24 protein-coding genes are annotated in these 26318 nt (G+C 73.4%); 11 read left to right on the top strand and 13 right to left on the bottom strand.

Annotated features, from left to right (window positions below):
• Positions 1 to 113: 113 nt before the first annotated feature.
• The 3 genes from ACFY8O_RS06030 to ACFY8O_RS06020 all read right to left on the bottom strand — a co-directional run bounded on the left by ACFY8O_RS06030 (position 114) and on the right by ACFY8O_RS06020 (position 3283).
• Positions 114 to 515, bottom strand: a complete 402-nt coding sequence (locus ACFY8O_RS06030; protein WP_387899228.1) for a DUF5955 family protein — start codon at positions 513 to 515, stop codon at positions 114 to 116.
• Positions 516 to 528: 13 nt separating this feature from the next.
• A complete protein-coding gene (locus ACFY8O_RS06025) occupies positions 529 to 2370 on the bottom strand; it encodes a hypothetical protein (protein ID WP_387899225.1) in 1842 nt (613 codons plus the stop codon).
• 67 nt (positions 2371 to 2437) lie between these two features.
• Entirely contained in the window at positions 2438 to 3283 is an 846-nt protein-coding gene (locus tag ACFY8O_RS06020; RefSeq protein WP_387899222.1) for a hypothetical protein, read from the bottom strand.
• A gap of 327 nt (positions 3284 to 3610) precedes the next feature.
• Here ACFY8O_RS06020 and ACFY8O_RS06015 point away from each other — a divergent pair, with 327 nt between their 5' ends.
• Entirely contained in the window at positions 3611 to 4216 is a 606-nt protein-coding gene (locus ACFY8O_RS06015) for a Uma2 family endonuclease (protein ID WP_387899220.1), read from the top strand.
• 88 nt (positions 4217 to 4304) lie between these two features.
• On the opposite strand, the gene ACFY8O_RS06010 is transcribed toward ACFY8O_RS06015, so the two are convergent.
• From ACFY8O_RS06010 to ACFY8O_RS05990, 5 genes are all read right to left on the bottom strand, one after another.
• A complete protein-coding gene (locus tag ACFY8O_RS06010) occupies positions 4305 to 4655 on the bottom strand; it encodes a PRC-barrel domain-containing protein (RefSeq protein ID WP_356736899.1) in 351 nt (116 codons plus the stop codon).
• A 192-nt stretch (positions 4656 to 4847) separates the two neighbouring features.
• Positions 4848 to 5018: a hydrophobic protein gene (locus tag ACFY8O_RS06005; protein WP_104787922.1), complete on the bottom strand. Its 171-nt coding sequence runs from the start codon at positions 5016 to 5018 to the stop codon at positions 4848 to 4850.
• Between the two features lie 114 nt (positions 5019 to 5132).
• Positions 5133 to 6641: a PTS transporter subunit EIIC gene (locus ACFY8O_RS06000; protein ID WP_145804446.1), complete on the bottom strand. Its 1509-nt coding sequence runs from the start codon at positions 6639 to 6641 to the stop codon at positions 5133 to 5135.
• Between the two features lie 35 nt (positions 6642 to 6676).
• Positions 6677 to 7639, bottom strand: a complete 963-nt coding sequence (murQ, locus tag ACFY8O_RS05995; protein ID WP_145804444.1) for an N-acetylmuramic acid 6-phosphate etherase — start codon at positions 7637 to 7639, stop codon at positions 6677 to 6679.
• 79 nt (positions 7640 to 7718) lie between these two features.
• Complete coding sequence (locus tag ACFY8O_RS05990) at positions 7719 to 8636, bottom strand: MurR/RpiR family transcriptional regulator (protein WP_145804441.1); 918 nt, start codon at positions 8634 to 8636, stop codon at positions 7719 to 7721.
• A 101-nt stretch (positions 8637 to 8737) separates the two neighbouring features.
• On the opposite strand from ACFY8O_RS05990, the gene ACFY8O_RS05985 reads away from it, so the two are divergent.
• From ACFY8O_RS05985 to ACFY8O_RS05975, 3 genes are all read left to right on the top strand, one after another.
• Positions 8738 to 9106, top strand: a complete 369-nt coding sequence (locus ACFY8O_RS05985) for a hypothetical protein (RefSeq protein ID WP_145804439.1) — start codon at positions 8738 to 8740, stop codon at positions 9104 to 9106.
• The gene (locus ACFY8O_RS05980; protein ID WP_145804437.1) at positions 9103 to 9375 is read left to right on the top strand and encodes a DUF4031 domain-containing protein; all 273 of its coding nucleotides are present in this window, start codon (positions 9103 to 9105) and stop codon (positions 9373 to 9375) included. Before ACFY8O_RS05985 ends, ACFY8O_RS05980 begins: the two co-directional genes overlap by 4 nt.
• A 90-nt stretch (positions 9376 to 9465) precedes the next feature.
• On the top strand, positions 9466 to 10740 hold the full coding sequence (locus tag ACFY8O_RS05975; protein ID WP_387899213.1) for a hypothetical protein: 1275 nt from the start codon (positions 9466 to 9468) through the stop codon (positions 10738 to 10740).
• A 143-nt stretch (positions 10741 to 10883) separates the two neighbouring features.
• Here ACFY8O_RS05975 and ACFY8O_RS05970 read toward each other — a convergent pair whose 3' ends face one another.
• Positions 10884 to 12143 (bottom strand): Cmx/CmrA family chloramphenicol efflux MFS transporter, encoded by a 1260-nt coding sequence (locus ACFY8O_RS05970; RefSeq protein ID WP_167526155.1) that lies wholly within the window; start codon positions 12141 to 12143, stop codon positions 10884 to 10886.
• A 156-nt stretch (positions 12144 to 12299) separates the two neighbouring features.
• Entirely contained in the window at positions 12300 to 12944 is a 645-nt protein-coding gene (locus tag ACFY8O_RS05965; protein WP_387899210.1) for an HD domain-containing protein, read from the bottom strand.
• A 92-nt stretch (positions 12945 to 13036) separates the two neighbouring features.
• Between ACFY8O_RS05965 and ACFY8O_RS05960 the strand changes: the two genes are divergently transcribed.
• From ACFY8O_RS05960 to ACFY8O_RS05940, 5 genes are all read left to right on the top strand, one after another.
• Positions 13037 to 13786: a LamB/YcsF family protein gene (locus tag ACFY8O_RS05960; RefSeq protein ID WP_387899626.1), complete on the top strand. Its 750-nt coding sequence runs from the start codon at positions 13037 to 13039 to the stop codon at positions 13784 to 13786.
• Between the two features lie 89 nt (positions 13787 to 13875).
• Positions 13876 to 14496, top strand: a complete 621-nt coding sequence (locus ACFY8O_RS05955) for a 5-oxoprolinase subunit B family protein (protein WP_387899623.1) — start codon at positions 13876 to 13878, stop codon at positions 14494 to 14496.
• Complete coding sequence (locus tag ACFY8O_RS05950; protein WP_387899207.1) at positions 14493 to 15353, top strand: 5-oxoprolinase subunit C family protein; 861 nt, start codon at positions 14493 to 14495, stop codon at positions 15351 to 15353. The genes ACFY8O_RS05955 and ACFY8O_RS05950 overlap by 4 nt, the downstream gene beginning before the upstream one ends.
• Before the next feature lie 236 nt (positions 15354 to 15589).
• On the top strand, positions 15590 to 17005 hold the full coding sequence (locus ACFY8O_RS05945; RefSeq protein ID WP_387899205.1) for a lipase family protein: 1416 nt from the start codon (positions 15590 to 15592) through the stop codon (positions 17003 to 17005).
• Positions 17006 to 17181: 176 nt separating this feature from the next.
• Complete coding sequence (locus ACFY8O_RS05940; protein WP_387899203.1) at positions 17182 to 17871, top strand: copper homeostasis protein CutC; 690 nt, start codon at positions 17182 to 17184, stop codon at positions 17869 to 17871.
• Between the two features lie 53 nt (positions 17872 to 17924).
• On the opposite strand, the gene ACFY8O_RS05935 is transcribed toward ACFY8O_RS05940, so the two are convergent.
• Complete coding sequence (locus tag ACFY8O_RS05935; RefSeq protein ID WP_387899200.1) at positions 17925 to 19985, bottom strand: HelD family protein; 2061 nt, start codon at positions 19983 to 19985, stop codon at positions 17925 to 17927.
• A gap of 475 nt (positions 19986 to 20460) precedes the next feature.
• Between ACFY8O_RS05935 and ACFY8O_RS05930 the strand changes: the two genes are divergently transcribed.
• Positions 20461 to 20691, top strand: coding sequence for a hypothetical protein (locus ACFY8O_RS05930; protein ID WP_387899197.1), 231 nt, complete (start codon positions 20461 to 20463; stop codon positions 20689 to 20691).
• 25 nt (positions 20692 to 20716) lie between these two features.
• Here ACFY8O_RS05930 and ACFY8O_RS05925 read toward each other — a convergent pair whose 3' ends face one another.
• Positions 20717 to 22360 (bottom strand): DNA repair helicase XPB, encoded by a 1644-nt coding sequence (locus ACFY8O_RS05925; protein ID WP_145804418.1) that lies wholly within the window; start codon positions 22358 to 22360, stop codon positions 20717 to 20719.
• A 375-nt stretch (positions 22361 to 22735) separates the two neighbouring features.
• Between ACFY8O_RS05925 and ACFY8O_RS05920 the strand changes: the two genes are divergently transcribed.
• Positions 22736 to 23521, top strand: a complete 786-nt coding sequence (locus ACFY8O_RS05920) for a uracil-DNA glycosylase (protein WP_387899195.1) — start codon at positions 22736 to 22738, stop codon at positions 23519 to 23521.
• Between the two features lie 287 nt (positions 23522 to 23808).
• Here ACFY8O_RS05920 and ACFY8O_RS05915 read toward each other — a convergent pair whose 3' ends face one another.
• Complete coding sequence (locus tag ACFY8O_RS05915) at positions 23809 to 26274, bottom strand: helicase-associated domain-containing protein (protein WP_387899192.1); 2466 nt, start codon at positions 26272 to 26274, stop codon at positions 23809 to 23811.
• Positions 26275 to 26318: the final 44 nt, after the last annotated feature.

Genomic DNA, 26318 nt, shown 5'->3' with positions numbered 1-26318 from the left:
CCGGTCGCGCTGCACGATGGTCAGGATCAACGTCCTGAGAGTGTGATGCGGACGGACGGCGGGGCGGTTCCCCGCAGGGGAAGGGCAGCCGGCACGGTGAGCGGGTCGGGTGGTCAGAACCAGGGGGCCGCCGCCTCCCGCAGTGCTCGGACGGACTCGGAGAGCGAGGCGACCGAGGCCAGTGCGCCGGACACCGTGAAGATCGCGTTCCGCACGCGGCCCTGACCGGCTTCGTCGGTGCTGGGGAGCGCGTCCTCGACCTCGGCGAGCGCCGACTCCGCGGCTGTTCCCTCGGCGGAGGACAGCTCGGCCGGATCCAGGGCGCGGACCTGGCGGCGCAGGACCTCGACGGCCTCGCGCAGCCGCAGGACCTCGGCGGATTCCCCCTCGGCCCCGGCCGCCCCTCCGGCGTGGCTCACGTACTCGGCGGTGCTGTTGTCGCCAGTCTGGGCGTTCCCCGTGAACGTGCCGCTCACATGGATTCCGCGCCCTTCTCCGGCCTGTGCGTCCGTCATCGTGTCGACTCCCTCAGCTGGAACCCGTGGAGCCGCCGGCCGGACCGACCTGCGGCTGCGGTGTGGTGATCGTCTGGTGGTTGGCCCGGGCGTGGTCGCCCGTCTGGACGTTCCCGTTGACCGTTCCGTTGACGTGCACGGAGCGGTCGAAGAGGACGGTGGTGCGGGCGTCGAACTCGCTCGTGCTGTAGCCCGCGTCGCTCAGGCTGTTGCGTACCGCCGTGACCGTCCTGGTCTGGATGCTCTTCAGGAACCGCCGAACGTCCATCTCCTGGAAGAGCTGCTGGAACTGGGGCTCCGCCGCCAGCTCGCGGATCGAGTAGGCGGGGCCGTGGTCGACCGGGCGGTCCGTCTTGCACATGCGGTCGTACCAGATCCTGGACTGCGCGGTGCGGGTGGCCGTGCGCGAGGGCGCCGTGAGGTCGTTCGGGGCGTCGGCGACCACGGAGAACATCGAAGCCGTCGCCGCACGGACCAGATCGGCCCAGTCCCCGGCGTTCTTCGGCGGGAGGATGTCGTCGATGGAGTGGTAGAAACGGGCGATCGGCGGGAGCAGGAAGGCCCGCGACTCCAGGAACAGCAGGCCGCCCTGCATCTGCACGCGGCTGAAGACCGTGAGCACCACCTCGTCGCCCCAACTGCCCACCCGGACCGTCAGGTAGTGGCGCAACCGCTCCTCGGCGAACAGGTCGAGGCTGTCCGGCCACCAGGTCGCGGGCGGCTGCGCGTCCGGTGGGGTGCGGAGCAGCGCGGCGGCCTCGGCGCGGGCCTCGGGGGCGAGGTCGTGGAAGGGGGTACCGGGAGAGGTGCCGCTCCAGTCCCGGGAGGGGCCGAGCCGCTTGCCGCTCTTCATGACGTTGTCGTCCACCTGGAGCCCGCGCAGCCGGTCGCCCGGGTAGGTCACGCCCTCGCCGAACCGGCGCAGTTCGCTGCGTATCCGCGCGTGGACCTCGGGCACGGTGAACGCGGCGCGACGGCCGGCGGCGCCGTGGTCCCGCTTCATGAGGTCCGGTACGAGCTCGATGGCGAACGACCAGTGGTCCAGCTCGATGCCTGCTCCGACGAAGGGGGCGTAGTCGCTGTACACGACATCGGGGTCGGCCTGCTGTTCACGGATCTCGCCGAGCCTGCGGGCGATCGCGGGAGGGTCGGAGACCTCCACGCTCCGCCCGATGGCCAGGAGGTACAGGCGGTGCTCCGTGCGGTACCGGTAGACCGTGGCGATGGCGGCCCAGCCCGCCAGGACCACCGAGGCGGCCAAGAGGTGCTTGCCCCCGCCGGGCAAGCCGCCGGTCAGGAGCATGAAGGCGTTGAAGGACAGACTCACCGCCCGCCACAGCACCCAGACGAGGACGAGCAGCAGCAGGAACGTGACGACGCCCTGCCCCGAGCGGGACCTCGGATCGGCGTCCGGCCGGTCGCGCCCGGCCATCGTGGACTTCAGCGCGCGCCAGACCGTGCGCAGCAGCCCCACGAACAGGACCAGCAGGGGCGGGACGATCGCCCCGGTGACGCTGAGCGGAAGCAGCAGCACGGGCAGCGCCAGCATCAGCTTGGCGCGGGTGGAGACCTCCTTGCGCGCGACGAAGCACTCCTTGAGGACCGCCGCCAGATCCACCCCGTACGACGGCGGGGGCAGACGGTGCGGGTTCTCGGCGAGCTCCTTGACCACGGCGTTCCTGAACCGGCGGTCCAGATGGGCGGCGCCGCGCAGATAGGCCGTGGCGTTGCCGGGCCGGTTCCCGGCCTGGGAGCGGACCAGCTCCCACAGGCGGCTGCCGGGGCCGGGAGGCGGAGGCGTCGGCGGCACCGGTGCGGGGGGCGGCGGGGGCGGTGGGCCCTGGGGATCGGTCATGGCGGGAGGCGGCTTTCCGTCGGGACGAAGGAGAAAGAGCGCGGTACCGGCGGGACGTGACCCGTCGTCAGAGCTGTGCCGTGTCGCGTTCCGGCAGCCCGTAGCGATCGGAGATCGGCGTCCAGAGCGAGAGGAAGTCCTGCTTGGCCTCGGTGGCGAGTTCACTGCTGCGCACGCCCTGCCGGTACGAGGCGGTGCGGGGGACCGAGCCGGGGGAGCAGCCCCGCGCGTCGTGGGCCCAGTCCGCGAACGCCCGGTCGGCGTCGGCCGAGTGCTGCCATCCCGTACGGAGGCTGCGCGCCGCGGGCGGCCCGGACGGGAGCTCGCCCAGGTCGAGTTCGGCGAGGCCGGTGATCAGTTCCTCGCGGCGGACGGCGGCGGCGTCCAGGGCCGTGCCCGCGTCGGCGACGGAGCTCTCCGAGGCACACGCCTCCACGGCGTTGACGGCGTCGATGACCTGCTGGCGGTCCGACTCGCTGCGCTCCAGGAGCGCGTCGACGGCCGTGGCCTGTTCCTCGGCCGTCGCGGTGGACGGGCCGGACGGCCCGGCGGCGCCGGAGGCGGTGGAGCCTTCGACGGCCGGTGCCGGCGAACCGGAGACGGAGGGGGCGGCGGAGTGACCGGCCTCGGGAGGGGAGGGGCGGACGGCATGGGCGGTGACGAGGACCACGGCGGCGAAAGCCAGCCCGCCGCCGACGGCCAGCAGGACGTGCTTCTTCGGGAACGTGCGACGGCCCGGGTCGGGTGCGGGTCCCGGTCCGGGGTCCGGTGCGGGTCCCTGGCCGGGGTCGGCTCCAGGGGCCGGCTCGCCCGGAGGCCCCTGCGGGTCCGCCGAGGCGCGTACCCAGCCGCCCGCGCCCCCGCGCGCGTGCTCGTCCCAGCGCATCGGTCCATTGCTGTGGTTCTCGCTCACATGGGCCCCCCGCCACTGCAAGAAGGGCAACCATCCCACGTACCCATGGCACATCCAACGGGGCGTTGTGATGTGGCCGAAGAGCGCTCCCCGGGGGCCGGTCTTCGGCCACGCACAGCGGAACGGCGGGGGACAGCGCCCGTGGTTCGCCGGGCGGACCCCCGCCTCTGTGTCGACTGCCCGCGCTTTCCCGAGGAGCGCGCGGGGACACCTGGCGATAGGTCACTGCGAGCGTCACACGATCGTGGGACGCTGGGGGAAGCGGCGGAACGCCGCGCAGAAGTCGATCTACGCTCCCACGCAAGGCCACAGGAGGAGGGACCTGCGATGACCGCCGCGATGGTCGAAAGCGATCAGGGCTCTGAAGGCCGCCCGTGGGACTACCTGCTGCGCACCTGGCAGGAACTGGACGTGCCCGAGGGGTGGCGCGCCGAGATCGACGAAGGGCAGATCGTCTTGGTACCGCCGCCTCACGCGCACCACAACGGCATCGCCGAGATGGTGCAGCGTGTTCTGTACCGGGGCCTCCCCGATGAGCTGGGGATCTACCAGACGCTCGGTGTGCACGTCGCGCCTCTCGACAAGCTGTACGTCCCGGACCTGGTGGTGATGCCGAGAGAGCTGATCGCGGCCGCCGACCCGGAGACCAGCGACCCGATGGACGCGTCGGAAGCCCTGCTGATCGTCGAGATCACCTCCCGGGGGAACGCCCGGGAGGACAGGACGAAGAAGTACCGCGCCTATGCGCGGGCCGGGATCCCGGTGTATCTGCTGCTGGACAGGTTCGACACGCGTGGTGCGATGGCGACTCTGTTCACCGAGCCGAACGAGGACGGGACGTACAAGCGCTCCGACCCCGTGCCCTTCGGAAAGCCGCTCCTGCTGCCGGAGCCCTTCGACGTCACCCTGCCCACGGCGGATTTCCCGGTCTGAGCGCACCTGGCACACACCGCACACACTGACGGCGGGGCCGGCTCCTCGAGGGAAGCCGACCCCGCTTCTGTGCGCGTGCGTCGCGTACTCAGATGCGGTAGCTGTCGTAATAGGTGCCGACCTGGGCGTGGTAGCCCGGGTCACCCGCATGCTTGTGCTTGTCGAACTCCGGGGAGTCCTTGATCTGGTCCTTGGTCAGGTCGACGAATATCGTCCTGTGCTCGGTGTCGATCCCCTTGACCGTGCCCGCGGGGAGCAGGACGCTCTTTCCGAAGATCCAGACACCGGTGTCGACGACGATGTAGGCGGAACCCACCTCGTCGGAGTGCTTGTCGACCTTGCCGATGCTTCCGTCCGTCGCCTCGACCGAGAATCCGGTCAGGTCGGCGCCCGCGGTGTGACCGCTCGTAGGCTGGTAGCCCCACAGGTTGTCGCTCATATCTGGCTCCTTCCTCGACGGTTCATTCGGCGCGGCAAAATCCCCTTGTGAAGGGGGCTTTTCGCCGCTCACTCAACGGCTTCCCCGGCATTTTCGGTCCACACATGGCACTTTCGGAGAAATACGGAAAACGCGGGTGGCGCAGGGCTCGAAAGCCCTGCGCCACCCGCGTTTGCTGCTGGTCAGGCCGTTTTACCAGCGGTACCACCGGCCGCGCTTACCACCGCTGGCCGCCGGCCGGACGAAGAACCCGATAAGCCAGACCACAAGGACGATCACGGCGATCCACCAGAGTGCCTTGAGTGCGAAACCGGCACCGAAAAGGATCAGGGCGAGCAGAAGAACGAGAAGCAGGGGAACCATTGTTATCAACCTCCGAGACCTCTGGTGCCCGGCGATCCTTTTCCTACACACACGTGTTCGTGAGGAAAATTTCTGGGACTTTCCGTGACCACGCGATCACGGCGAGCGGCTTGCTCAGACCCCCGCGGGTTCCTTCGCCGAGGTGCCGCCCGACGGGGCGGCCGGACCGGTGGCGGCGACCGTGGAGGGGACGGGCTCCTGGGAGACGTTGAACTCCGCCAGCAGCGCCTTGCTGAAGCCGAAGAAGTACGTGGCGACGAAGCCCGCCACATAGCCGACGAGCAGACCGCCGGCGTAGATGGCGATCGTGGAGCCGAGTCCGTGGTTGCCGTCCAGGAGCGGGAACAGCGCCCAGCCGGACGGGCCGATGGCCGTGGACCCGACGGAGTCGCCGAGCTGGTTGAACAGCCCCACGAACCCGCCGCCGAACGCGCCGCCCACACAGGCCGTGACGAACGGGCGGCCCAGCGGGAGCGAGACGCCGTAGATCAGCGGCTCGCCGACGCCCAGGAGGCCTGCGGGCATGGCGGACCTGATGGTCTTGCGGATCGACTCGTTGCGCGGGAGGCGGAGGTAGACCGCGGCCGCCGCGCCGACCTGGCCGGCACCGGCCATGGCGAGGATCGGGAGCAGGACCGTGAAGCCCTGCTGCTCGATCAGGGTCGTGTGGATCGGGATCAGGGCCTGGTGCAGGCCCAGCATCACCAGCGGCAGGAAGAAGCCGCCGAGGAGGAAGCCGGCGCCCGCGCCGCCCGTGGAGAGCAGCCAGTCGGCGAAGGTGCCGATGGCGGAGGAGACCTCACCGGCCACGTACATCAGGCCGAAGATCGTGACGAGGCCGGAGATCAGCACCGTGAGCGTCGGGGTCACGAGGACGTCCAGCGCCTCGGGCACCCAGCGGCGGCACCACTTCTCGACGTACACCGCGAGGACCGCCGCACCGAGCGCGCCGAGGACGCCACCCTGACCGGGGGAGAGGGTCTGGCCGAAGGCGTCGATGTTCGCGACACCGGGGAAGACGATGATCGCCGCGACCGCGCCGCCGAGGATCGGCGTGCCGCCGAACTCCTTCGCGGTGTTGTAGCCCACGAAGACCGCGATGAGCGCCATGAAACCGGAGGCCATCGCCGCCAGGGCGGGGGTGACCGAGGTGAGCCAGCCGAGGTTCACCAGCAGGCCGTTGAGGCCGGCGATGATGCCGCAGCCGATCAGGGCGGGGATCAGCGGGACGAAGATGTTCGCGATCCTGCGCAGGAAGAGCTTGAACGGGGTGGCGTTCTTCGCCTTCTGCTGCGCCTTGAGGGCCGCGCCCTTGCCGGCCAGTTCCTCGGCGGTACGGGCGGCGGGAGCCTCGGACGCGCGGCCCTCCTCGACCAGTTGCTCGAACTCCGGGGTGACCCGGGCGACGGTGCCCGGGCCGAGGACGATCTGGTAGGTGTCGTCCTCGACCACGCCCATGACGGCGGGGACCGCCTTCAGGGCCTCGTCGTCGACGAGCGAGCGGTCGTGCAGGCCCAGCCGGAGCCGGGTCATGCAGTGGGCGATCGAGCTGACGTTCGCGGCGCCACCGACAAGCGGCAGGATCGCGGCGGCGGTGGCGCGGTTCTTGTCTTCAGTAGCCATGGTGCGTGGTGCCTTGCTGTGCGGGGAGTGGTGCCTCAGGTGGTGCGGACGGCCGCGAGTGCGGCGCGGAGGTGGCCGTGGGAATCGGCCAGGAGCGTGGCGGCGGTGGGTCCGTCGACCCCGCCGAGGATGGTGAGGATGGCGTTCTTCACCTCGCCGTCGGTGGCGGCGAGCGCCTCCTCGATCTCCTGGTCACCGGCGCCGGTGGCCAGGGAGACGATCCGGCGGGAGCGGGCGCGCAGCTTCTCGTTGGAGGCGCGTACGTCGACCATGAGGTTTCCGTACGTCTTGCCGAGCCGGATCATCGTGATCGTCGATAGCATGTTGAGGACGAGCTTCTGGGCCGTGCCCGCCTTGAGGCGGGTGGAGCCGGTGAGCAGCTCGGGGCCGACGACGATCTCCAGGCCGTGTTCGGCGGCGGCGGCGAGCGCGGAGTCGGCGTTGCAGGAGAGGCCGAGGGTGAGCGCGCCCTTCGCGCGGGCGTGCTCGACGGCCCCGATGGCGTAGGGGGTGCGGCCGGAGGCGGAGATGCCGACCACGGTGTCGTCGGCGGTGAGGCCGAGCTCGTCCAGGTCGGCCGCGGCCAGTTCCTTGCTGTCCTCGGCGCCCTCGACGGCCTTGACCATGGCGGAGGGGCCGCCCGCGATCAGGCCGACGACCTCGGCCGGGTCGGTGTTGAAGGTGGGCGGGCACTCGCTGGCGTCGAGCACGCCGAGGCGGCCCGCCGTGCCCGCGCCCGCGTAGATCAGCCGGCCGCCGCGCGCCATGCGTTCGGCGGTGGCGTCGATCGCGGCGGCGATCTGGGGCAGCTTCTCCGCGACGGCGGCGGGGACCGTGGTGTCCTCGCCGTTCATGATGCGGGCTATCTCCTGGGTGGGCAGCTGGTCGATCTCGGCGAGCTCCGGCCGGAACGCCTCGGTGGTGAGGGTGGCGAGCTCGGCGCGCAGTTCGCCGTAGCCGCCGGGGGTGGCGGCGTCGGCGTCGGTGGTGGAGGACATGGACAGCGGCTCTGCTTTCTCGTGCTCGTACGGCTCCGCGGGTGCGGGTGCGGGGTGGGTCGGGGTGGCTGCGGCCTGGTCAGCGGCTGCGCGGGGTGTGGCGGTGGGCGAGTGCCTCGTACGAGGCGGAGAGAGCCGGTGCGGCCGTCTCGTAGGTCCGCTGGGCGACGCCTATGAACAGGCAGTCCACGACGAGGAGCTGACTCGTGCGGCTCGACATGGCGGCGGGCCGCAGCTCGCTCTCCCGGGCGGTGGAGGTGGTCAGGACGTGGTCGGCGTACTGCGAGACCGGTCCGTCGGGGCGGCCGGTGATCGCGATCGTGGTCGCGCCGCGGTCGAAGGCGACCCGGAGCGGCTCGATGACGTCACCCGTGGAACCGGAGTGGGTGATCGCGATGGCCACGTCACCGGAGCGGAGCTGCACGGCGTTGGTCACCGCGAGGTGCGGGTCCATGTGGGCGTGGGCTATCAGTCCGATGCGGAGCAGCTTCTGCGCCAGGTCCTGACCGACCAGCGAGGACGCCCCGACGCCGTAGATGTCGATGCGGCGGGCGGTCGACGCGGCGGCGACCGCGGCCCCGAGCTGCACGGTGTCGAGTCCGGCGGCGGTGTCGGCGAGGGTCTGCTGCTCGTCGTAGGCCAGCTTCGCGACGACGTCCGCGATCGGGTCGTCGACCGCGATGTCGGCGGTGACGGCGGGTGCCCGGCCGGACTGCTGGTGCGCGGCGAGCCCGGCGAGCGCGAGGCGCAGATCCCGGTAGCCGGGATAGCCGAGCAGGCGGGCGGTGCGGACGACGGTCGCCTCGCTGGTGCCGGTGAGCTCGGCGAGACCGGTGACGGTGAGGGCGGCACACCCGGCGGGGTCACCCGCGACCGCTTCGGCGACCAGCTGCATCGAGCGGGTCATGGAGGGCGCGAGGGTCCGCACCTTGGCAGCCAGGGCCGCAGGGGCGGGCGGCGAGTCCACGTTGAAACTTTCCTTCACGTCATTGGTCACACATGAAAGATATTTTCACCGGGAAAGCCCGTCAACCCCCCTTTGGTCCCTACCTCTGAAGGATCAGCCGGACGCCCGCGGCGGCAGGGGACAATGGGGTCATGGAGCTGAACCGCCTGGAACAGGAGCTGCACACCGCGCGTGCGCTCGTGATGGCCGACCTCGTCGCGGGAGACGTCGCCGAGGCCGGGATCGTCTCGATGGTCGAGGACGCGGTGACCCACCGGCGGTGGTGGGTCGAGCAGTGGCCCGAAGGCGTGTCCTTCGTCACCGGGCTCGTGGCGCAGGACGTCCAGGACGCCCTGCTGGAGCAGTACGGCCGCTGGCCCCTGTGCCCGGTGTGCACGGAGGAGGGACCGCACGCGCTGGACGTCGAGCCGGAGCTCGGCCCCGACCCGCACTGGGTCTGCACGAAGGCCACGGTGTCCGTCGCCCCCGTCGGTTCGCTGGCCGGGGCGCTCGGCCGGTGACCGTCTACATCGATCCGCCGACCTGGCCGGGGCACGGGCGGATGTGGTCCCACCTGGTCAGCGACGTGTCGTTCGAGGAACTGCACGCCTTCGCCGCCACGATCGGCTGCCCGCCCCGCGCCTTCGAGCGCGACCACTACGACGTGCCCGAGGCGCACTACGCCGACGCGGTGCGCGCCGGTGCGCGGGAGGTCGGGTCGAAGGAGATCGTGCGCCTGCTCACCGAGGCGGGGCTGCGGCGGCCGAAGGGGCGGCCTGCCCCGCGCTGACGGGCACCGCCCTGCCGTCAGGGCGGTGCAACCTGCGGCACGGCCCGCCGCACTTACCGGGTGAGACCCAGAACCCGGAAGGACCCCCGCATGCCCGAGCTCACCCGCCGGTCGCTTCTCCGCTCCACCGCCGCCCTGGCGGCCCTGCCGGCCGTCCTGCTCACCCCACGGCCCGCGACGGCGCAGGCAGGGGGCTCCGACGCCCCACCCACCTGGTCGGCCCAGCCGCTGCCGTTCACCGACGCCACTCCCGTCGGTGCCGTGAACATGGGGCAGGGCCGCACCTGGGCCGCCGGATTCACCCTGCGCCTGGAGGGCAAGGTGACCCGCTTCACCCCGGTGGTGGCGGAACGCGCGACCGCCGACGGGGCGTGGACCCCCGTCGAAGCCGCCACGGAAGCCGCCTCCACCGTGAGCAGCCGGGTCAACGCGATCGACGCCGCAGGCCCCGGTGACGTGTGGTTGGTGGGGGACGACGCCTCGGCCCTCGACGGACGGATCCACACCCAGCACTACGACGGCGCCCGGTGGAGCGTCGTCCCGGCGGGCCTGCCGGAGAAGGCCGAATCCGCGGCGCTGCTGGACGTGGACACCGGGTCCGGCGGCACCTGGGCCGTGGGCGTCGCGCAGATCGAGGTGTCGCGTACGTGGAACGAGGAGAAGGGCGTCTGGATCACCGAGTCGAGGCAGGCGGGGATCGCCAGGCACTTCGACGGGACCGCGTGGCGTGACATGCCGCTGCCCGACCTGCCGGGCGACCTCTGGTATCTGAACGCGGTGCAGGCCGTCTCCGCCGACGACGTCTGGGCCGCCGGCTACGACGGCGACAGCGGACGGCCGCTCCTGATGCACCACGACGGCACGTCCTGGCGGAAGGTCACCGCTCCCGGTGTGACGGACCGGCCCGGACACGCGCAGGGACTCGCCGTCACCCCCGGGGGCGAGGTCTGGCTGGTGGGCGAGGACTGGTCCCCGGCCGACGGAACGACCCGGGCCCTCGTGGCGCGTCACGACGGCACGAAGTGGCGCAGGACGGCGGTCCCCGACATCCGGGCGCGGCTCTTCGGCGTGACCCCGGTCCCGGGGCGCGGCATCGTCGTCGTCGGCCAGACGCTGGGCGAGCGGCGCGAGGCGATCGCCTGGCAGTGGGACCCGGCCGTCGAGGGGGGCGTGAACGGTACGGCCGGGGGCCGGTGGACGATGCTGGGGCTGCCGCAGCCCGCGGGGACGGGGCTGCCGGAGACCACGGAGAACACGGCGCGCGCCGTGGTCGCCGACCGTGGCGGACTCACCGTTCTCGGCACGTCGGTGGCCCTCGGTTCGGAGCCCCAGCCGTTCGCGGCGGTCCGGAGAGGCGGGCGATGAGCCGGGGGTGCGCCCGGCCCCGGTGATCCGGGGTGAGCCCTCGGCCCTGCTGTGCCCGCCTGAGTGAGCCCGGCCCGAGCGATCCGGGGGTGAGCCCGCCTCCGCTGTTCCGGCGGGTGAGCCCGGCCCTGGCGGGGCCTCGCTCAGGCCCTGTCCGCGCTACGGGCCGGGTCGAGGGGTGACGGCGCCGCTTCGCGGTCCTTGCCGCCCGTGCCGGTCGTCGTGGACGTCGCCGTGGCGACCAGCCGCGACGGGGTGCCGTCCCCGCGCAGCCGCAGGGAGACCGTCACGGCGGCCAGCCCGACCAGCAGCATCGCGGCGCCCGCCCAGGCGGTGGCCTGGAAGCCGAAGTCCGCGTCGATCACCGTGCCGCCCAGCCACGGACCGCTCGTGTTGCCCAGGTTGAACGCGGCCGTGGTCGTCGCTCCCGCCAGCGTGGGGGCGGCGCCCGCCACGTTGAACATCCGGGCGTTGAGCGCCGGTGCCGTGTAGAACGCGGACAGCCCGAGCAGGAACGCCAGGCCCACCACCGCGACCTGGCTCGACGCGAACAGGGCCAGCGCCACCAGGAAGACGGTCGAGGCGCCGATGCCGCTCAGCAGCACACCGAAGAGATGCGCGTCCGCGACCCGGCCGCCGATCGTCGTACCGATCAGCGCACCGGCGCCGAAGAGCGCGAGCACCCACGGCACCCAGCCCGAACTCAGCCCCGCCACGTCCGTCAGCAGCGGCGCGAGATAGCTGAACGCGCAGAACACCCCGCCCGCGGCGAGCGCGGTGATCACGATCGACAGCCACACCTGGCGGTCCTTGTAGATCGCCAGCTCACGCTTGAGCTGTGGCTTCTCGTCCGGCAGCGGGATGCGCGGGATGCGGGTGACGACGCCCACCAGGGCGACGGCGGACGCCGCGCCCACCGCCCAGAACGCCGAGCGCCAGCCGAAGCTCTCGCCGAGGAACGCGCCGAGCGGTACGCCCAGCACGTTGGCGATCGACAGCCCGCCGATCATCACGGCCATCGCCCTGGCACGGGCGTTCACCGGCACCATCGCGATGGCCACGGCCGCTCCGACCGCCCAGAAACCGGCGCACGCCAGCGCGCTCACCACCCGGGAGACGAACAGCACCTCGTACGTCGGTGCCAGCGCGCCCGCGATCTGCCCCAGCCCGAAGACCGAGATCAGCGCGATGAGCGTCGTACGGCGTGGCAGCCGCAGGGTGGCGACGGCGAGCAGAGGGGCGCCGATCACCATGCCGATCGCGAAGGCGGATATCAGCAGTCCGGCCTTCGGGATCGACACGTCCATGTCGGCGGCGATGGGTGGCAGCAGCCCGGACAGCATGAACTCACTGGTACCGAGGGCGAAGACCGAGAGGCCGAGGATGTAGACGGCCAGCGGCATGCGGCGGCTGGAAGCAGAGTCGGGCATGACAGTGGCCAACAGCGCCCGCAGTTCCCCCATTCCCCTGTCTCAGTGGGTGAGAGGGCCGGTGGGGCAGCGGTTCGATGGGTGGGCGGGCCGATGTGGCAGCGATTCGGTGGTGGCGCCGGGTGAGGCTCAGTGGCTGAGGAGGTCCAGCTCGGTCGTGAGGTTCTGCCGGGCCCTCGGCTCCCACTCCGCCCGCCCGTGGGGCGTACGGAACAGCCTCGGCAGCTCCAGCAGCTGCCGCAGCACCGCCGACCGCCCCTCGCGGAAGGTGTCGTCGGGGACGAATCCGTACTCCTCGCGGACCTGCGCCGCGTAGGCCGCGTACTCCTTCGGGGCCGCCGCCAGGATTGCGAGGTCCGCGTCGCACAGCACCTCGCCGTTGGTGTCGCCCTCCGCCGGGTCGTGGGTGACGGTGAGCCTGACCAGCCGGGCGACCTCGGCCGTCGCCGCGTCGGAGACACCCGCCTCGGGCAGGGCCCGCTCGGCGAGGGCGGCGCTGCGCTCCTCGTTCTCCGTGCGGTCGGGTCGGTAGACCGCGTCGTGGAACCAGACGGCCAGACGCACCAGCTCGGGGGCGGCGGCGTGGCCGGCCAGGATGTCGACGCGGTCCAGGACCTGCGCCAGATGCCCGGTGGTGTGGTAGCGCCGCTGGGGCTCGGCCCAGCGGTCCAGGAGATGGTCGGCGTACGGCAGGGGGTCGGGGCCCGGTGCGCCGCCCCTGGCGGCGACGAGGGCGTCCTGCCAGCGGACACGGAGCGCGGTGGCATCGGTCATGCAGCGACTGTAGGGCCGGGCGCGCCTTGTCGGGCGGGGTGGCCGGTGGTTAGCGTGCGGCCGTGACGGAACCCGCTGAATCCACGTACCTCATCGACCTCAACGCGGACCTGGGAGAAGGGTTCGGACGCTGGACCCTCACCGAGGACGAGGCGTTGCTGACCTGTGTCACCAGCGCCAACGTGGCCTGCGGCTTCCACGCGGGCGACGCCTCCGTGATGCGGAGGGTCTGTGACACGGCGGCGGAGCGGGGCGTGCGCATCGGGGCGCAGGTCTCCTACCGCGACCTCGCCGGCTTCGGGCGGCGCGCCATGGACGTACCGGCCCGCGAGCTCACGGCCGAGATCGCCTACCAGATCGGCGCCCTGCGGGTCTTCGCCGAGGCGGCCGGATCCACCGTCTCGTACGTGAAGCCGCACGGCGCCCTCTACAACCGCGTCGTCCACGACGAGGAGCAGGCCGCAGCCGTCGTCGAGGGGGTGCTGCTCGCGGGAGGCCGTCCTGCGGTGCTCGGGCTGCCCGGGTCACGGCTGCTCGCGCGGGCGGAGGCGGCGGGGCTGACCGCCGTCGAGGAGGCCTTCGCCGACCGCGCGTACACCCCGCAGGGCACCCTCGTTCCGCGCGGCGAGCCGGGGGCGGTGGTGCACGACGCGGACGAGGTCGTGCGCCGCAGTGTCGGCATGGCGGTCGAGGGCGCCGTGACCGGTGCGGACGGCGGCCGGATAGCCGTGGCGGCGCGTTCGCTGTGCGTCCACGGGGACACTCCGGGGGCCGCCGCGCTGGCCCGGCGGGTCAGGACCGCGCTGGAGTACGCCGGCGTCCGCGTACGGGCGTTCACGTGAGCGCCGCCGGGGCGGGCGGGGGCCGGGCGCCGGAGGGCGCCGGTGCGCGGGGCGGCCGGGCGGTGGGTGGTGGCGGGGCCGGTGTCACGGTGCTGGAGGCCGGACCGCGTGCCCTGCTCGTGGAGCTCGCCTCCGGCGAGGAGGCCGAGGCCTTCCACGCGGAGCTGTTGCGCCGTCGTGCCGCCGGTGAGCTCACCGCCGTCGGCGAGATCGTCCCCGGGGCCCGGACGGTGCTGCTGGACGGGGTCGAGGACCGCACGCTCGCGGCGCGGCTGAGGTCGTGGACCGTACCGCCGCTGGTCCGCGGGGCGGGTGAGGCCGTCGAGATACCCGTCGTCTACGACGGCCCGGACCTCGCCGACGTGGCCGGGGCGTGGGGCGTCGCCGTCGAGGAGGTGGCGCGCATCCACGCGCGTACGCAATTCCGGGTGGCCTTCTGCGGGTTCGCCCCCGGGTTCGGATATCTCACCGGTCTGCCGGGGCACCTGAGCGTGCCGCGCCGGGCCACGCCGAGGACACGGGTGCCGGCCGGGGCGCTGGCCCTGGCGGGGCCGTACACGGGTGTCTATCCGCGCCCGTCGCCCGGCGGCTGGCAGCTCATCGGGCGGATGCCGGGGCCGGAGACCCTGTGGGACCCGGCGCGCGAACCCGCCGCGCTGCTCGGCCCCGGGGCCCGGGTGCGTTTCGTGCCGGCGCGGGTGCGGGCGTGAGCGCGGGGATCGAGGTGGTCCGGGCGGGCGCCCTGACCACCGTGCAGGACGAGGGACGCACCGGCTGGGCGCACCTCGGTGTACCCCGGGCCGGGGCGCTGGACGGGCCCGCCCGGCGGCTGGCCAACCGGCTCGTCGGCAACGCGCGCGACGCCGCGGTGCTGGAGACCACGGTCACCGGATGCGCGGTCCGGGTCACGGGGGACCGGCCGGTGCTCGCCGTCGTCGGGGGTGCGGGGTGCCCGGTCACGGTGGACGGCCGTCCGGCCCCGTGGGGCGCGCCCGTGCGCGTGCCGCCCGGAGCCGTCCTGGAGGCGGGGCCCGCGGTGCACGGGCTGCGCGGCTATCTGGCCTTCGCGGGCGGGCTGGTGCCCGAGCCGGTGCTCGGCAGCAGGTCCGCCGATCTGCTCTCCGGGCTCGGTCCGCCGGTGCTGCGCGAGGGCGACGTGCTCCCGCTGGGGCCCGCGTGCGCGGCCCCGGCCGCCGACACCGTGCCCTGGCCGGGTGTGCCCACCGAACTGGTGCTGCCCCTGTATCCGGGGCCGCGCGACGGCTGGTTCACGCAGGGCGCCCTGCGCACGCTGACGAGCGCCCCGTACCGGGTCTCGGAGCGGAGCAACCGCATCGGGCTGCGGACGGAGGGTCCCGCCCTGACGCGCGCCCGGGACGGCGAACTCCCCAGCGAGGGCATGGTGCTGGGCGCCGTGCAGGTGCCGCCGGACGGGCTGCCCGTGGTGTTCCTCAATGACCATCCGACGACGGGGGGTTATCCGGTCGTCGGGGTGGTCGCGGAATCCGCGCTGGCCGGGGCGGCGCAGGCGGCCCCGGGGACACCGGTGAGATTCGTGCGGGCGTGACGGGAACCCGGACGCGGGCGCCGACGCGCGCCGCGTCCCCGGCGGCCGGCGGGGGGAGTGGCGACGGCGAGCCCCTGGCGGGCCTGGTCGCGGGCCGGGTCGGTGCCTGGGGCGTGCGGGCCGGTCCTGCCCTGCCCGCACGTTACCGAAGCGTAACTTACCGGTGAGTTACCCCAGGTAACGCCTCGGTGTTAGCTTGCGCTCACCCTTCATCGGAGCAGAGCGAGGAGTGAGCCGTGAGCCCGCGCAAGATCACCCGTTCGAGCTCGACCGAGAACGCCCCCCACCTTCGGGAACCCCGCCGGCCGGGACGCCGTGCGGGGCGCCTCGTCGCCGCCTCGGTGGCTGCCGCCGCCTGCCTGGGCGCGACCGCCGTGCCCGCCTCGGCCGCCGGGCCGACGTCCGCCGGCCAGGAGCCGGTGGTGTCCCGGGGGGTCACCATCCCCGCCTTCTACAACCCGCCGGCGCAGCTGCCCGCCGCGGACGGGACGCTCGTGCGCACGGAGCCGCTGCCCCTGGGCCTGAGTCTTCCGGGGCTGGACGGCCGCCGGCTGCCCGGCACCGCGACGCGGCTGATGTACAAGTCCACCGACGCGGGCGGGGGGCCCGTCGCCGTCACCGGCGCGTACATCGAGCCGTCCGCCGCCTGGAAGGGCGGCGGCCCGCGTCCCCTGGTCGCCCTGGCCTCGGGGACCATGGGGCAGGGCGACCAGTGCGCCCCCTCGCTCTCGCTCCAGCACCCGCTGACCATCGGCGAGGGCACCGTGTCCATCGGCTACGACAACCTCGCGGTCTACCGCTTCCTGGCCGCCGGTGCCGCCGTCGTCGTCACCGACTACGCCGGGCTCGGGGCGACCGACCGGCTGCACACCTACGTCAACCGGCTCGACGAGGGGCACGCCCTCCTCGACGCGGCCCGCGCGGCCCGCTCGGTCGCCGGCACCTCGCTCACCCCCGAGTCGCGGGTCGGCCTCTACGGATACAGCCAGGGCGGCGGCGCCAGCGCCTCGGCCGCAGAGCTCCAGCCCTCGTACGCCCCCGACGTCAACCTGGTCGGCACCTACGCCGGAGCGCCGCCCGCCGACCTCACCGAGGTCATGAAGGGCATCGACGGCAGCGCCCTGGCCGGTGCGCTGGGCTGGTCGATCAACGGCTTCGCCCAGACGTACCCGGAGCTCGGACCGGTGATCGACGCCCACACGAACGACGTCGGCAAGGCGGCGCTGAAGGACACCTCGACCATGTGCGTGGGCGACGCGATCCTCGGTCACGGGTTCACCGACTCCAGGAAGTGGACGGCCGACGGCAGGTCGCTCGCCGCGATCATCGCGGCCGAGCCGGAACTGCGGGCGGTCCTGGACCGTCAGCGCATCGGCAACCTGAAGCCGGCGACCCCGGTGCGGCTGGCGACCGGGGTCCAGGACGACATCGTGGGGCACGCGCAGGCCAGGCAGCTCGCCGTGGACTGGTGCCGCAAGGGCGCCAGTGTGACGTACGAGGCCGTTCAGCTGCCCAACCTCGGCGACAAGATCCTCACCAACCACCTCGCCCCCTACCTCACCGACCAGGGCAGTGCCGTGGCCTGGATGACCGACCGGCTCTCCGGCCGGAAGGCGTCCTCGAACTGCTGGTCGATGCCGATCCAGCCCTGACGGCCCGTTCCCGCGACCCGCGAGGCCGTGGCGTGTCCGCTCCGCGGATGGCGCCACGGCCTCGCGTATGTTCACGCATGCGTTCCCCCGGGAAGCTGCGCACCGAGGGGCAGGCCCGTAGTCTGGTTATTGGACTAGACCTGTAGTCCGTAGCCGCTCCGAGGGAATGGAACACCATGAGCAACCGTGCAGTCCTGGAGGTGATCGCCCTCGACGAGGAGGACGCGGTCGCGGCGCAGGCGGGTGGTGCGGACCGCCTCGAACTGGTCACCGACATGGCGGCCGACGGCCTGACGCCGTCGGTGGCGGCCTTCACGGCGATCAAGGCCGCCGTCGACATCCCCCTGCGGGTCATGCTCAGGGTCACGGACGGCTTCGCCGCCGGTGACATCGGTGTCCTGGTGGACAAGGCCCACGCCATGCGCGCGGCGGGCGCCGAGGAGTTCGTCCTCGGCTTCCTCGACGAGGACGGCCACGCCGACCTGGTGGCCGTCGAACGGCTCGTGGCCGAGGTGAACGGCTGCCCCTGGACCTTCCACCGCGCCATCGACCGCGCGGTCGACCGTGACGTGCTCCGCAAGCACCTCGCGGACCTGCCGGGGCTGGACACCTACCTCACCGCCGGCTCGCCCGACGGTGTCGACGCGGGCATGGACGTCCTGCTGGCCGAGGCGGGGCGCTCGGACCTGCCCGGCTACGAACCGCAGATCATGGTCGGCGGCGGCCTCCGCCTGGACCACCTGCCGCGCCTGCGCGCCGCGGGCATCGAGGCCTTCCACATCGGAGGCGCGGCGCGGCCGGACGGCTGGGACGGCCCGGTGGGCGAGGCGGCCGTACGGGAGTGGCGCGTGGCGCTCGACGGCTGACGGGCGCCCGCCCGGGGGCCGGGCAGGCGCCACGGGCGGACACCCGTCCGGCGTCAGCCGAGCTGCTCCGGCAGCGGCGAGGCGTGCAGGACCACGAGACCCGAGACCGCACGGGTCAGTGCCACGTAGAGGCGGCGCAGGCCCGTGCGCTCGTCGGGCTCGCCGTCGACCACGGCCGCCGGTTCGTCCAGGACCACGTAGTCGTACTCCAGGCCCTTCGCCAGCGAGGCCGGGACCAGAGTCAGCCGCGAGTCGGCGGTCGTCTCCTCGCCCGGGGAGAGGACCGCGTGGCCCGCCGCCGCGAGCGCGGCCGACAGGGCGGGGACGCGGGCATCGGCGGCGATCAGGCCGATCGACCCCTCGTGGCGCAGCGACTCCTCGCACGCCGCGACCACCGCCGCGTCCAGCGCGGCGGCCCCGGTCACCTCCCGTACCGACAGGGAGCCCGGTGTCTCACGCACCGACTCCACCGGGGCCAGGCCGGGGGCGATGGCGGGCAGCAGCCGGGAGGCGTACGCGATCACCTCGCGCGGCACACGGAATCCGGCCGTCAGCTCCTCCACCACCGCGTCCGCCTTGCCGAGATGGAACAGCGCCTGTTCCCAGCTCTGCGTGGACCACGGCGTCGTCCCCTGTGCCAGGTCGCCGAGCACCGTCGCCGATCCGGTCGAGCAGCGGCGGCCCACCGCGCGGTACTGCATGGGGGACAGGTCCTGGGCCTCGTCGACGACGACGTGGCCCAGCGACGCCGTGCGGGCCACCAGATCGCTCGCCTCGTCGATGAGGACCGCGTCCGCCGCCGTCCACCTCGCCGACTTCACGCTGCGGGCGGGCTTCGCCATCAGGACGTGCTTCTGCTCCTCGACGGTGAGGATCCCGTCCGCGTGCGCGGCCAGGAAGTCCGCGTCCGTCAGGAGCCGCAGCACGAGCTTCGCGGGGTCCACGGCAGGCCAGATCGCCTTGACGGCCGCCTTCACCGCGGGATTGCGGGCCACCGCGTTATGCACCCGGTCGTCCGGGGCCTCGCCCGCCTCCTCCATCCGTACGAGGACGGCGTGCGCGATGCGCTGCGGAAGAGCCTCGTGGGCGGCGCCGTACCGCATGTCGCGGGCCAGCAACTCGTGCACCATCTCCTCGATCTCGTACGCCGGTACCCGCCAGCGCCGGGAGCCGCGCACCACCACGACCGGCTCCGTGGGGGGTGAGACGTGGGAGCGGATCGCCCGCCGCAGGACCTGCGCCATGCGGGCGTCGCCCTTGATCACGGCGGCGGCCGACTCGTCCGTGCCCCGCACCTCGACCTGCGCGGTCACCAGGTCCTCGACGGTGGCCTGCTTGACCTCCAGCTCGCCGAGGGCGGGCAGCACCTGCTCGATGTAGTGGAGGAACGAACGGTTCGGGCCGATGACGAGGGTGCCCGTGCGGGCCAGCCGCTCGCGGTGCGCGTACAGGAGGTAGGCCACCCGGTGCAGGCCCACGGCCGTCTTCCCGGTGCCGGGGCCTCCCTGCACGCAGACCGTCCCGCCGAGCTCGCTGCGGACGATCTCGTCCTGCTCGGGCTGGATCGTCGCCACGATGTCGCGCATCGGGCCCACACGGGGCCGCTCGATCTCCGCCTGGAGGAGCTTGCTGGTCTGCTCCTGCTCGGCCGGGTCGGTGAGGCGCTCGTCCTCGTACGCGGTCAGCTCGCCGCCGGTGTAACCGAAACGACGCCTGCGGTCGACGTCAAGGGGGTTGTTCCGGGAGGCCTGGTAGAACGGCTGGGAGACCGGCGCGCGCCAGTCGATGACCATGGGATCGCCGTGGGCGTCGTGGACATGGCGGCGCCCGATGTAGAACTGCTCGCCCTCCGAGCCCTCCGCCTGCTCGGCGCCGACCACGTGCAGGTAGTCGAGGCGGCCGAAGAACAGCGGGGTGTGGGAGAGGTCGGCCAGCGCCTTGATGCGGTCGTCCATCTGGGCCTGCAGGACGGCGGCGTTGACCCAGTTCGCCGTGACGTCACGGATGTCGAGCGCCTGCACGTCCTCGCGCATGGCGCGGAGCGCGGCACGGGACGCGGCGAGATGCGCCCGCTCGCTGACCAGTGGATTGCTTGATTCTTCGTGCGCGGGCACGGTGTTGCCTCCGGCTTTTCGACGCAGGACGGCGGGCAGGGCTCACCGCCCGGCCCGCTCGGGGACGTTCACACGGATGCGCACGCGGGTGGGCGCGTGCGGCTCACTTGTCGGCCGGTTTCCGTCCGGTCGGCGGCGCTCCCCCGGCTGCCGGCCGCTCAGAGGCGCGGGCCGGTACCACGGTGCGGGAGGCGGGCAGACCGGCGATTGTATCGGCCGGTGCTGCCGGGGGCGACCGATTAGATCGTGGCCCCGGCCCCTCGGCCCCGGCGCCGCGTGCCTGCCACCGGTCGGTGGCATCGTGGGCCTGCTGCCGGGGGCCGGTGGCGCCGCGTGCCTGCTGCCCGTCGGCGGGCCCTTTCCGGTGCCGCGGTGCCGTCCGGCCCCGGGCCCCGCATCGGCCGCTCCCGCCCCGCTCGTACGCCGGCCGCTCGGTCCATGCCCTCGGGCGGGCGGGCGGAGCACCATGGAATGCATGAGCACCCTTCGTCTGGACCCCCGCAGGACCGGGCCCGCGCACGGCGCGACCGCGGCCACCGGTCATCCGCCCAGCCACCGCGTCGGGGACGCGGTGCGCGCCGTGTCGGTCTTCGCGCGCACCGCGCTCGGTGTGGCCGTCCTCGGCGAGTACGCGGAGGAGGCGGGTTTCGTCCACCGGCGCCCTCAGGCCCCGGACCGGCCGCTCCGCGTCCCGGCGGCCCGGTGAGCGCTCCGCCGGTGCCCCGGTGCGGTCAGCTCTCCGTCAGCAGCTCGTCCGCGTCCACGATCCGGTAGGCGTATCCCTGTTCGGCCAGGAACCGCTGGCGGTGCGCCGCGAAGTCCTGGTCGATCGTGTCGCGCGCGACCACCGAGTAGAACCGGGCCTCGTGCCCGTCCGCCTTCGGGCGCAGCACCCGCCCGAGCCGCTGTGCCTCCTCCTGGCGGGAACCGAAGGTCCCGGACACCTGGATGGCGACCGTCGCCTCCGGCAGGTCGATCGAGAAGTTCGCGACCTTGGACACCACCAGCACGTTGATCTCACCCTGGCGGAACGCCTCGAACAGCTTCTCGCGCTGCGCGTTGCTCGTCTCGCCCTTGATCACGGGGGCGTCCAGGTGCTCGCCCAGCTCGTCGAGCTGATCGATGTACTGCCCGATCACGAGGGTCTGCTCACCCCGGTGCTTGCGCACCAGCGCCTCGGTGACCTTCCGCTTCGTCGCCGTCGTCGCGCAGAACCGGTACTTCTCCTCGGCCTCGGCCGTCGCGTACGCGAGGCGCTCGGAGTCCGTGAGGTTCACCCGGACCTCGACGCAGTCTGCGGGCGCGATGTAGCCCTGCGCCTCGATCTCCTTCCACGGGGCGTCGAAACGCTTGGGCCCGATGAGGGAGAAGACGTCCGACTCCCGGCCGTCCTCCCGTACGAGCGTCGCGGTGAGCCCGAGGCGGCGGCGGGCCTGGAGGTCCGCGGTGAACTTGAAGACGGGCGCCGGCAGCAGGTGCACCTCGTCGTAGATCACGAGCCCCCAGTCGCGGGAGTCGAACAGCTCCAGGTGCGGGTAGATCCCCTTACGGCGGGTGGTCAGCACCTGGTACGTGGCGATCGTGACCGGCCGGATCTCCTTGCGCGTACCGCTGTACTCGCCGATCTCGTCCTCGGTCAGCGAGGTCCGCTTCACCAGCTCGTGCTTCCACTGCCGCGCCGAGACCGTGTTGGTGACCAGGATCAGCGTGGTCGCCTTGGCCTCGGCCATCGCACCCGCGCCGACGAGGGTCTTGCCCGCGCCGCAGGGGAGCACGACGACACCCGAGCCGCCGTGCCAGAAGCCGTCGACGGCCTGCCGCTGGTACGGGCGCAGCGCCCAGCCGTCCTGGTCGAGATCGATCGGGTGCGCCTCGCCGTCCACGTATCCGGCGAGGTCCTCGGCGGGCCAGCCCAGCTTCAGCAGCGTCTGCTTGATCTGCCCGCGTTCGGAGGGGTGCACGGCCACCGTGTCCGGGTCGAGGCGGGCCCCGACCAGCGGCTGGACCTTCTTCGAGCGGAGGATCTCCTCCAGCACCGGACGGTCGTTGGAGGTCAGCACCAGTCCGTGCACGGGGTGCTTGGACAGGGTGAGGCGGCCGTACCGCGCCATCGTCTCGGCGATGTCGACGAGGAGCGCGTGCGGCACGGGGTAGCGCGAGTACTCCACGAGGGCGTCGACGACCTGCTCGGCGTCGTGCCCGGCCGCGCGGGCGTTCCACAGGCCCAGCGGGGTGACCCGGTAGGTGTGGATGTGCTCGGGCGCACGCTCCAGCTCGGCGAAGGGTGCGATGGCACGACGGCAGGCCTCCGCCTGGTCGTGGTCGACTTCGAGGAGCAGGGTCTTGTCACTCTGGACGATGAGGGGTCCGGGCACGCGCGTCAGCCCTTTCTGTTCTGCTTCTGCCCTGCTGCTGGGATCCGCCGCCGGGGACGGCCGTGAACGGCCAAACGTCCAGTGTGCCGCATCGGGGCCCGGACCGGGCGGCTACGTCGGCCGCACGAGCGGGAACCACCGGCGGGCCCCCGCCGGTGGGGCGGCCCCGACCGGCTCTGCGCTCGCCGACAGCCCCGCACGCCCGGAGGCTCCCGGCATGGCCGAGCTGGACAGCGGCTCACCCTCGGGCAGCCCGGCCCCCCGGTACGAGCCCCGGCCCCCGGGACCACCGCCGGGCCGGGGGTGACGGAGCCGGCCCGGGCGACGCGCGGGCTCCGGCCGTGGGCGCCCACCGCCGGGCCGTAGCGTGGAGGCATGGACGCGATCAGGGCGGCAGGTCAGGTGCCGGGGCCCGACGACGCGGGTTTCCCCGCGCACCACGCGCCCCGGTGCGCCACCCTCGGTGAGCTGGAAGCGCGCCTCACGGGGTGCCGGGCCTGCCCCCGGCTGGTGGCCTGGCGGGAGGAGGTCGCCGAGGTGAGGCGGGCGGCCTTCCAGGACCAGGAGTACTGGGCCCGTCCCGTCCCCGGCTTCGGCCCGGCGGACGCCTCCGTGGCGGTCGTCGGCCTCGCGCCCGCGGCGCACGGCGGGAACAGGACCGGCCGGATGTTCACCGGCGACGACGCCGGTGACTTCCTCTTCACGGCCCTGCACACCGTGGGTCTCGCCTCGCGGCCCGGCTCGGGCCACGCGGGGGACGGACTGAGCCTGCGCGGCGTACGCCTCACCTCTCCCGTGCACTGCGCACCCCCGGCGAACAAGCCCACCCCCGGTGAACGCGACACCTGCCGGGCCTGGCTGGCGGCCGAACTGGACCTGCTGAGCCCCGGACTGCGCGTGGTGGTGGCCCTCGGCGGCTTCGGCTGGCAGGCGCTGCTGCCGGTGCTCGCCGACGCGGGGTGGGACCTGCCGCGCCCCCGGCCGGTCTTCGGCCACGGCGCGCACGTCCTTCTGCCCGCCACCGTGCGCCGGCAGGAACTGCGTCTGCTGGGCGCCTACCACCCGAGCCGGCGCAACACGTTCACGGGACGGCTCACCCTGCCGATGCTCGTCGGCGTGCTCCGCGAGGCCGCGGCCCTCGCGGGTCTCCCCGCCGGCTGACCGCTGGGCCGTCGGGGGGTCAGGAACGGCTGGTGGAAAGGGAGGAGCGACCGCAAGGGCCTGGAGTGCGAGGGCCGGTGGCAGGAGGACGAGAGCGGCGGCTTCCTGGAGGTGGCTCTGCTCCGCTAGCAGGACGGGGTGCGGACCGAGGACGCAGGACCGCGTCGGCGACCTCGACCGGACCGGGCACACCCTGTCCGCCGAGTGGGACGAGGGCGCCACCGGTACGGAGACCTACGCGCGCTTCCGGGACAGGCAGCCCGCCTGACGTGACGGCGCCGGCCGTGTCAGGCCGGCTCCTCGTCCGCGAGCTCGGCGACACCCGTGATCCGGTGCAGCGGGTAGGTGCGCACCTCGTCGGCGGTGTGGTCGTACGCGGTGACGAAGCCACCCTCGACCTTGACCGGGGCGATCACGCGCTGGCTGGCCGCGCCGTCGGCGTTGACGTAGCCGATCCAGACGGCCGAGCCGGTCATCGCGGCGGCCTGCACCGTGGCCAGGGTCTCGGCGGGGGTGGTGCGGGGCAGGGAGCCCCCGGCGCCGGCCGCCGGGGCGTCCTTGTGGACCACCGTGGCGGCCGTGTCCCCGGCCCTGATCGCCCGGACCGCGGCGGTGAGCAGGGTCGCGTCCGGAACCGGCGGGCCCTCGGGCACGGGAGCCGGAGGCGTCCGGGGCGGGGTGCGGTGGGCCCCCGCGCGGGTGATCAGGACATCGCCCTCGGCGGACTCCGCTGCCGGGGCGTAGCCCATCTCGCGCAGGCCTTCGAGCAGCGATCCCGGGTCGGTCTGGGCGGCCAGGACGGTCGGCGCGATGCGGCGCAGGCGCAGGGTGGCCGAGCGCTTGTCGGCCAGGATCTCGTTGAGCACGGCCTCGTCGTCGCAGCGTACGTAGGCCGATGCGGCGCCGATCCGCAGGTGACCGTGGCGTCGGGCCACGTCGTCGATGAGGTAGCTCAGCGGCTGCGGGACGGGTGTGCGGCTGTGGGTGGCGAGGAAGGCGTGCAGATCGGACGCGGCCTGCCCGGCGTCGAGTGCGCGGCGTACGGAGCCGGGGGTGAAGCGGTAGACCGTCGCGCCGCCCTTGGACTCGATGTCGGCGAGCACGGAGAGCGTGTCGGCGAGCGGGCGTTCCAGCGGGCCGGGCGCGACGGCCGTCAGGTCGGCCTGGAGCAGCACGTGGTCCAGCGGCTCGGGGATGAGCGGGGCGAGCGTGGCCGCGGCCTCCCCGGGGCCCTCGTCGAGCAGCGCGCGGGCCTGGGAGGACAGGGCGCCACGGCCCGTGATGCCGAGGAGTTCCGCCTCGTTGACCGTCCACAGGGCGAGCCGCGAGCGGAGATCCGAGACCTCGCCCGGCGCCGGAGCCTCGCCGGGTCTGGAGGTGCGCAGCGGCCTCTCCCAGCGGAGCCTGGCCAGCAGGGTCTGCGGATCGGGCGCGGTGCCGGGCGGCAGCGAGGCGAACAGGGCCAGCACCCGGTGGCGCACCTCGGGCGCGGCGGAACGGTCCAGATCCGGGCCCAGCGCCGACAGCGCACGGCCCTTGGAGTCCTGGCCACCGATCAGTCCCGCGGTCCGGGTGGCGGCGAGCCAGGCGGTGGCCAGGTGGGTCCAGCGGTCCTGGGCGGGGAGGTCGAGCCACTCGTCGGAGGCGGGCGTGGGCGCATAGCGTTCGTCGGTCTCGCCGTCGGAGGCCAGCAGGCCGGCCGCGTAGGCGAGTTCGATCCAGAAGGCGGCGACGGGCTCGGAGACGTCGAGCGAACTCGCGGCCCGCTTCAGCTCACGCACGCTCAGTCCGCCCGCCCTGAGGATGGCGGGGCCGCCGTTGTTCCAGAGCTTCAGGAGCTCCTCGACGGTGGACAGCGCCGTGAACGCCTGGCCCGCCGCCGCCCTGTCCACAGCCTGGGGATCACGCTCGGCCGCCGCCACGAGCTCCGGGGGCACGGGCTCCGGCACCCGGTGGGCGCGGCCGGCCCGCAGATGCAGCGCGGCCTCGCGCGGCAGGACGACCGTGCGGGTCGAGACGGGCAGCAACAGCCCGCGGTCGCGCAGCCATTGCACCGGCGGTGCGGGATTCGGGGTGACCTCGCCGTACGGCGGACCCCAGACCAGCCGGTCGAGCACGGACAGCGCCTCGACGGGCGCGGTGTCCAGCAGCTCCGCCATCCGGGTCCGGTCGGTGAAGAGCCCGGCCAGCGCGGCGACGGCGGACACCGGGTCGTGGGTGGCGTGCAGCCCCGCCGCGGCCAGGATCTCCTGGAGCCGGCCCGGGGACATGCCGGCGGTGGCCTCGGCGACGGTCGGGCCGAGGCCGGTGGGGGAGGGGTGCTGCGGCGAGGGGGCCAGCAACTCGCGTGCGGTACGCACGAGGTGCAGCCGGGCGTCCTCGCCCCAGACCAGGGCCTGTTCGCGCAGGGTGGTCAGGGCGCCGGGCAGCGCGGCGGTCACGGCGGCGCCCGCGTCGTCGCGCGCGTCGCCGTCGTCCTGGCCGTCACCGGTGAGGAGCGCGAGCAGCGTGTCGTACGGAGCGGGGTCCGGCGCCACGGCCAGTGCCTCGGCGGTCTGGAGGGCGAAGCGGTCGAGGTGCTCCAGCGCACGCACCACGGAGGCGCGCGTGCCGGCGCGCGTCGCCAGTTGCGTGATGTCGTTCGGTACGGGGCTGAGCAGGTCGGGGCGGGCACGCAGGAGCCCCGCCAGCGATTCGTCGCCCCGGGCGCGCAGAGCTTCGGCGAGCGTGCGCGGTGGTGTGGTCGTCCCCATCCGTCCCACGGTAGCCCCTGGAGCGCTACCGTCGGAGCAGGGCG

The sequence above is a fragment of the Streptomyces argenteolus genome (genome assembly GCF_042902585.1).
Taxonomy (GTDB): Bacteria; Actinomycetota; Actinomycetes; order Streptomycetales; family Streptomycetaceae; genus Streptomyces; species Streptomyces argenteolus.
Note: the sequence above shows the minus strand (reverse complement) of the source record. Positions and strands in the feature narration are given on the sequence as shown.

What these genes read in the sequence shown, in the direction of transcription:
- ACFY8O_RS05975 (WP_387899213.1), top strand. Translation starts at nt 9,466, where the DNA reads ATGCCCGAGCTCACCCGCCGGTCGCTTCTCCGCTCCACCGCCGCCCTG.
- ACFY8O_RS06025 (WP_387899225.1), bottom strand. Translation starts at nt 2,370, where the DNA reads ATGACCGATCCCCAGGGCCCACCGCCCCCGCCGCCCCCCGCACCGGTG.
- ACFY8O_RS05940 (WP_387899203.1), top strand. Translation starts at nt 17,182, where the DNA reads ATGAGCAACCGTGCAGTCCTGGAGGTGATCGCCCTCGACGAGGAGGAC.
- ACFY8O_RS06005 (WP_104787922.1), bottom strand. Translation starts at nt 5,018, where the DNA reads ATGGTTCCCCTGCTTCTCGTTCTTCTGCTCGCCCTGATCCTTTTCGGT.
- ACFY8O_RS06030 (WP_387899228.1), bottom strand. Translation starts at nt 515, where the DNA reads ATGACGGACGCACAGGCCGGAGAAGGGCGCGGAATCCATGTGAGCGGC.
- ACFY8O_RS05985 (WP_145804439.1), top strand. Translation starts at nt 8,738, where the DNA reads ATGGAGCTGAACCGCCTGGAACAGGAGCTGCACACCGCGCGTGCGCTC.
- ACFY8O_RS05970 (WP_167526155.1), bottom strand. Translation starts at nt 12,143, where the DNA reads ATGCCGCTGGCCGTCTACATCCTCGGCCTCTCGGTCTTCGCCCTCGGT.
- ACFY8O_RS05965 (WP_387899210.1), bottom strand. Translation starts at nt 12,944, where the DNA reads ATGACCGATGCCACCGCGCTCCGTGTCCGCTGGCAGGACGCCCTCGTC.
- ACFY8O_RS05930 (WP_387899197.1), top strand. Translation starts at nt 20,461, where the DNA reads ATGAGCACCCTTCGTCTGGACCCCCGCAGGACCGGGCCCGCGCACGGC.
- murQ (WP_145804444.1), bottom strand. Translation starts at nt 7,639, where the DNA reads ATGTCCTCCACCACCGACGCCGACGCCGCCACCCCCGGCGGCTACGGC.
- ACFY8O_RS06000 (WP_145804446.1), bottom strand. Translation starts at nt 6,641, where the DNA reads ATGGCTACTGAAGACAAGAACCGCGCCACCGCCGCCGCGATCCTGCCG.
- ACFY8O_RS05915 (WP_387899192.1), bottom strand. Translation starts at nt 26,274, where the DNA reads ATGGGGACGACCACACCACCGCGCACGCTCGCCGAAGCTCTGCGCGCC.
- ACFY8O_RS06010 (WP_356736899.1), bottom strand. Translation starts at nt 4,655, where the DNA reads ATGAGCGACAACCTGTGGGGCTACCAGCCTACGAGCGGTCACACCGCG.
- ACFY8O_RS06015 (WP_387899220.1), top strand. Translation starts at nt 3,611, where the DNA reads ATGACCGCCGCGATGGTCGAAAGCGATCAGGGCTCTGAAGGCCGCCCG.
- ACFY8O_RS05920 (WP_387899195.1), top strand. Translation starts at nt 22,736, where the DNA reads ATGGACGCGATCAGGGCGGCAGGTCAGGTGCCGGGGCCCGACGACGCG.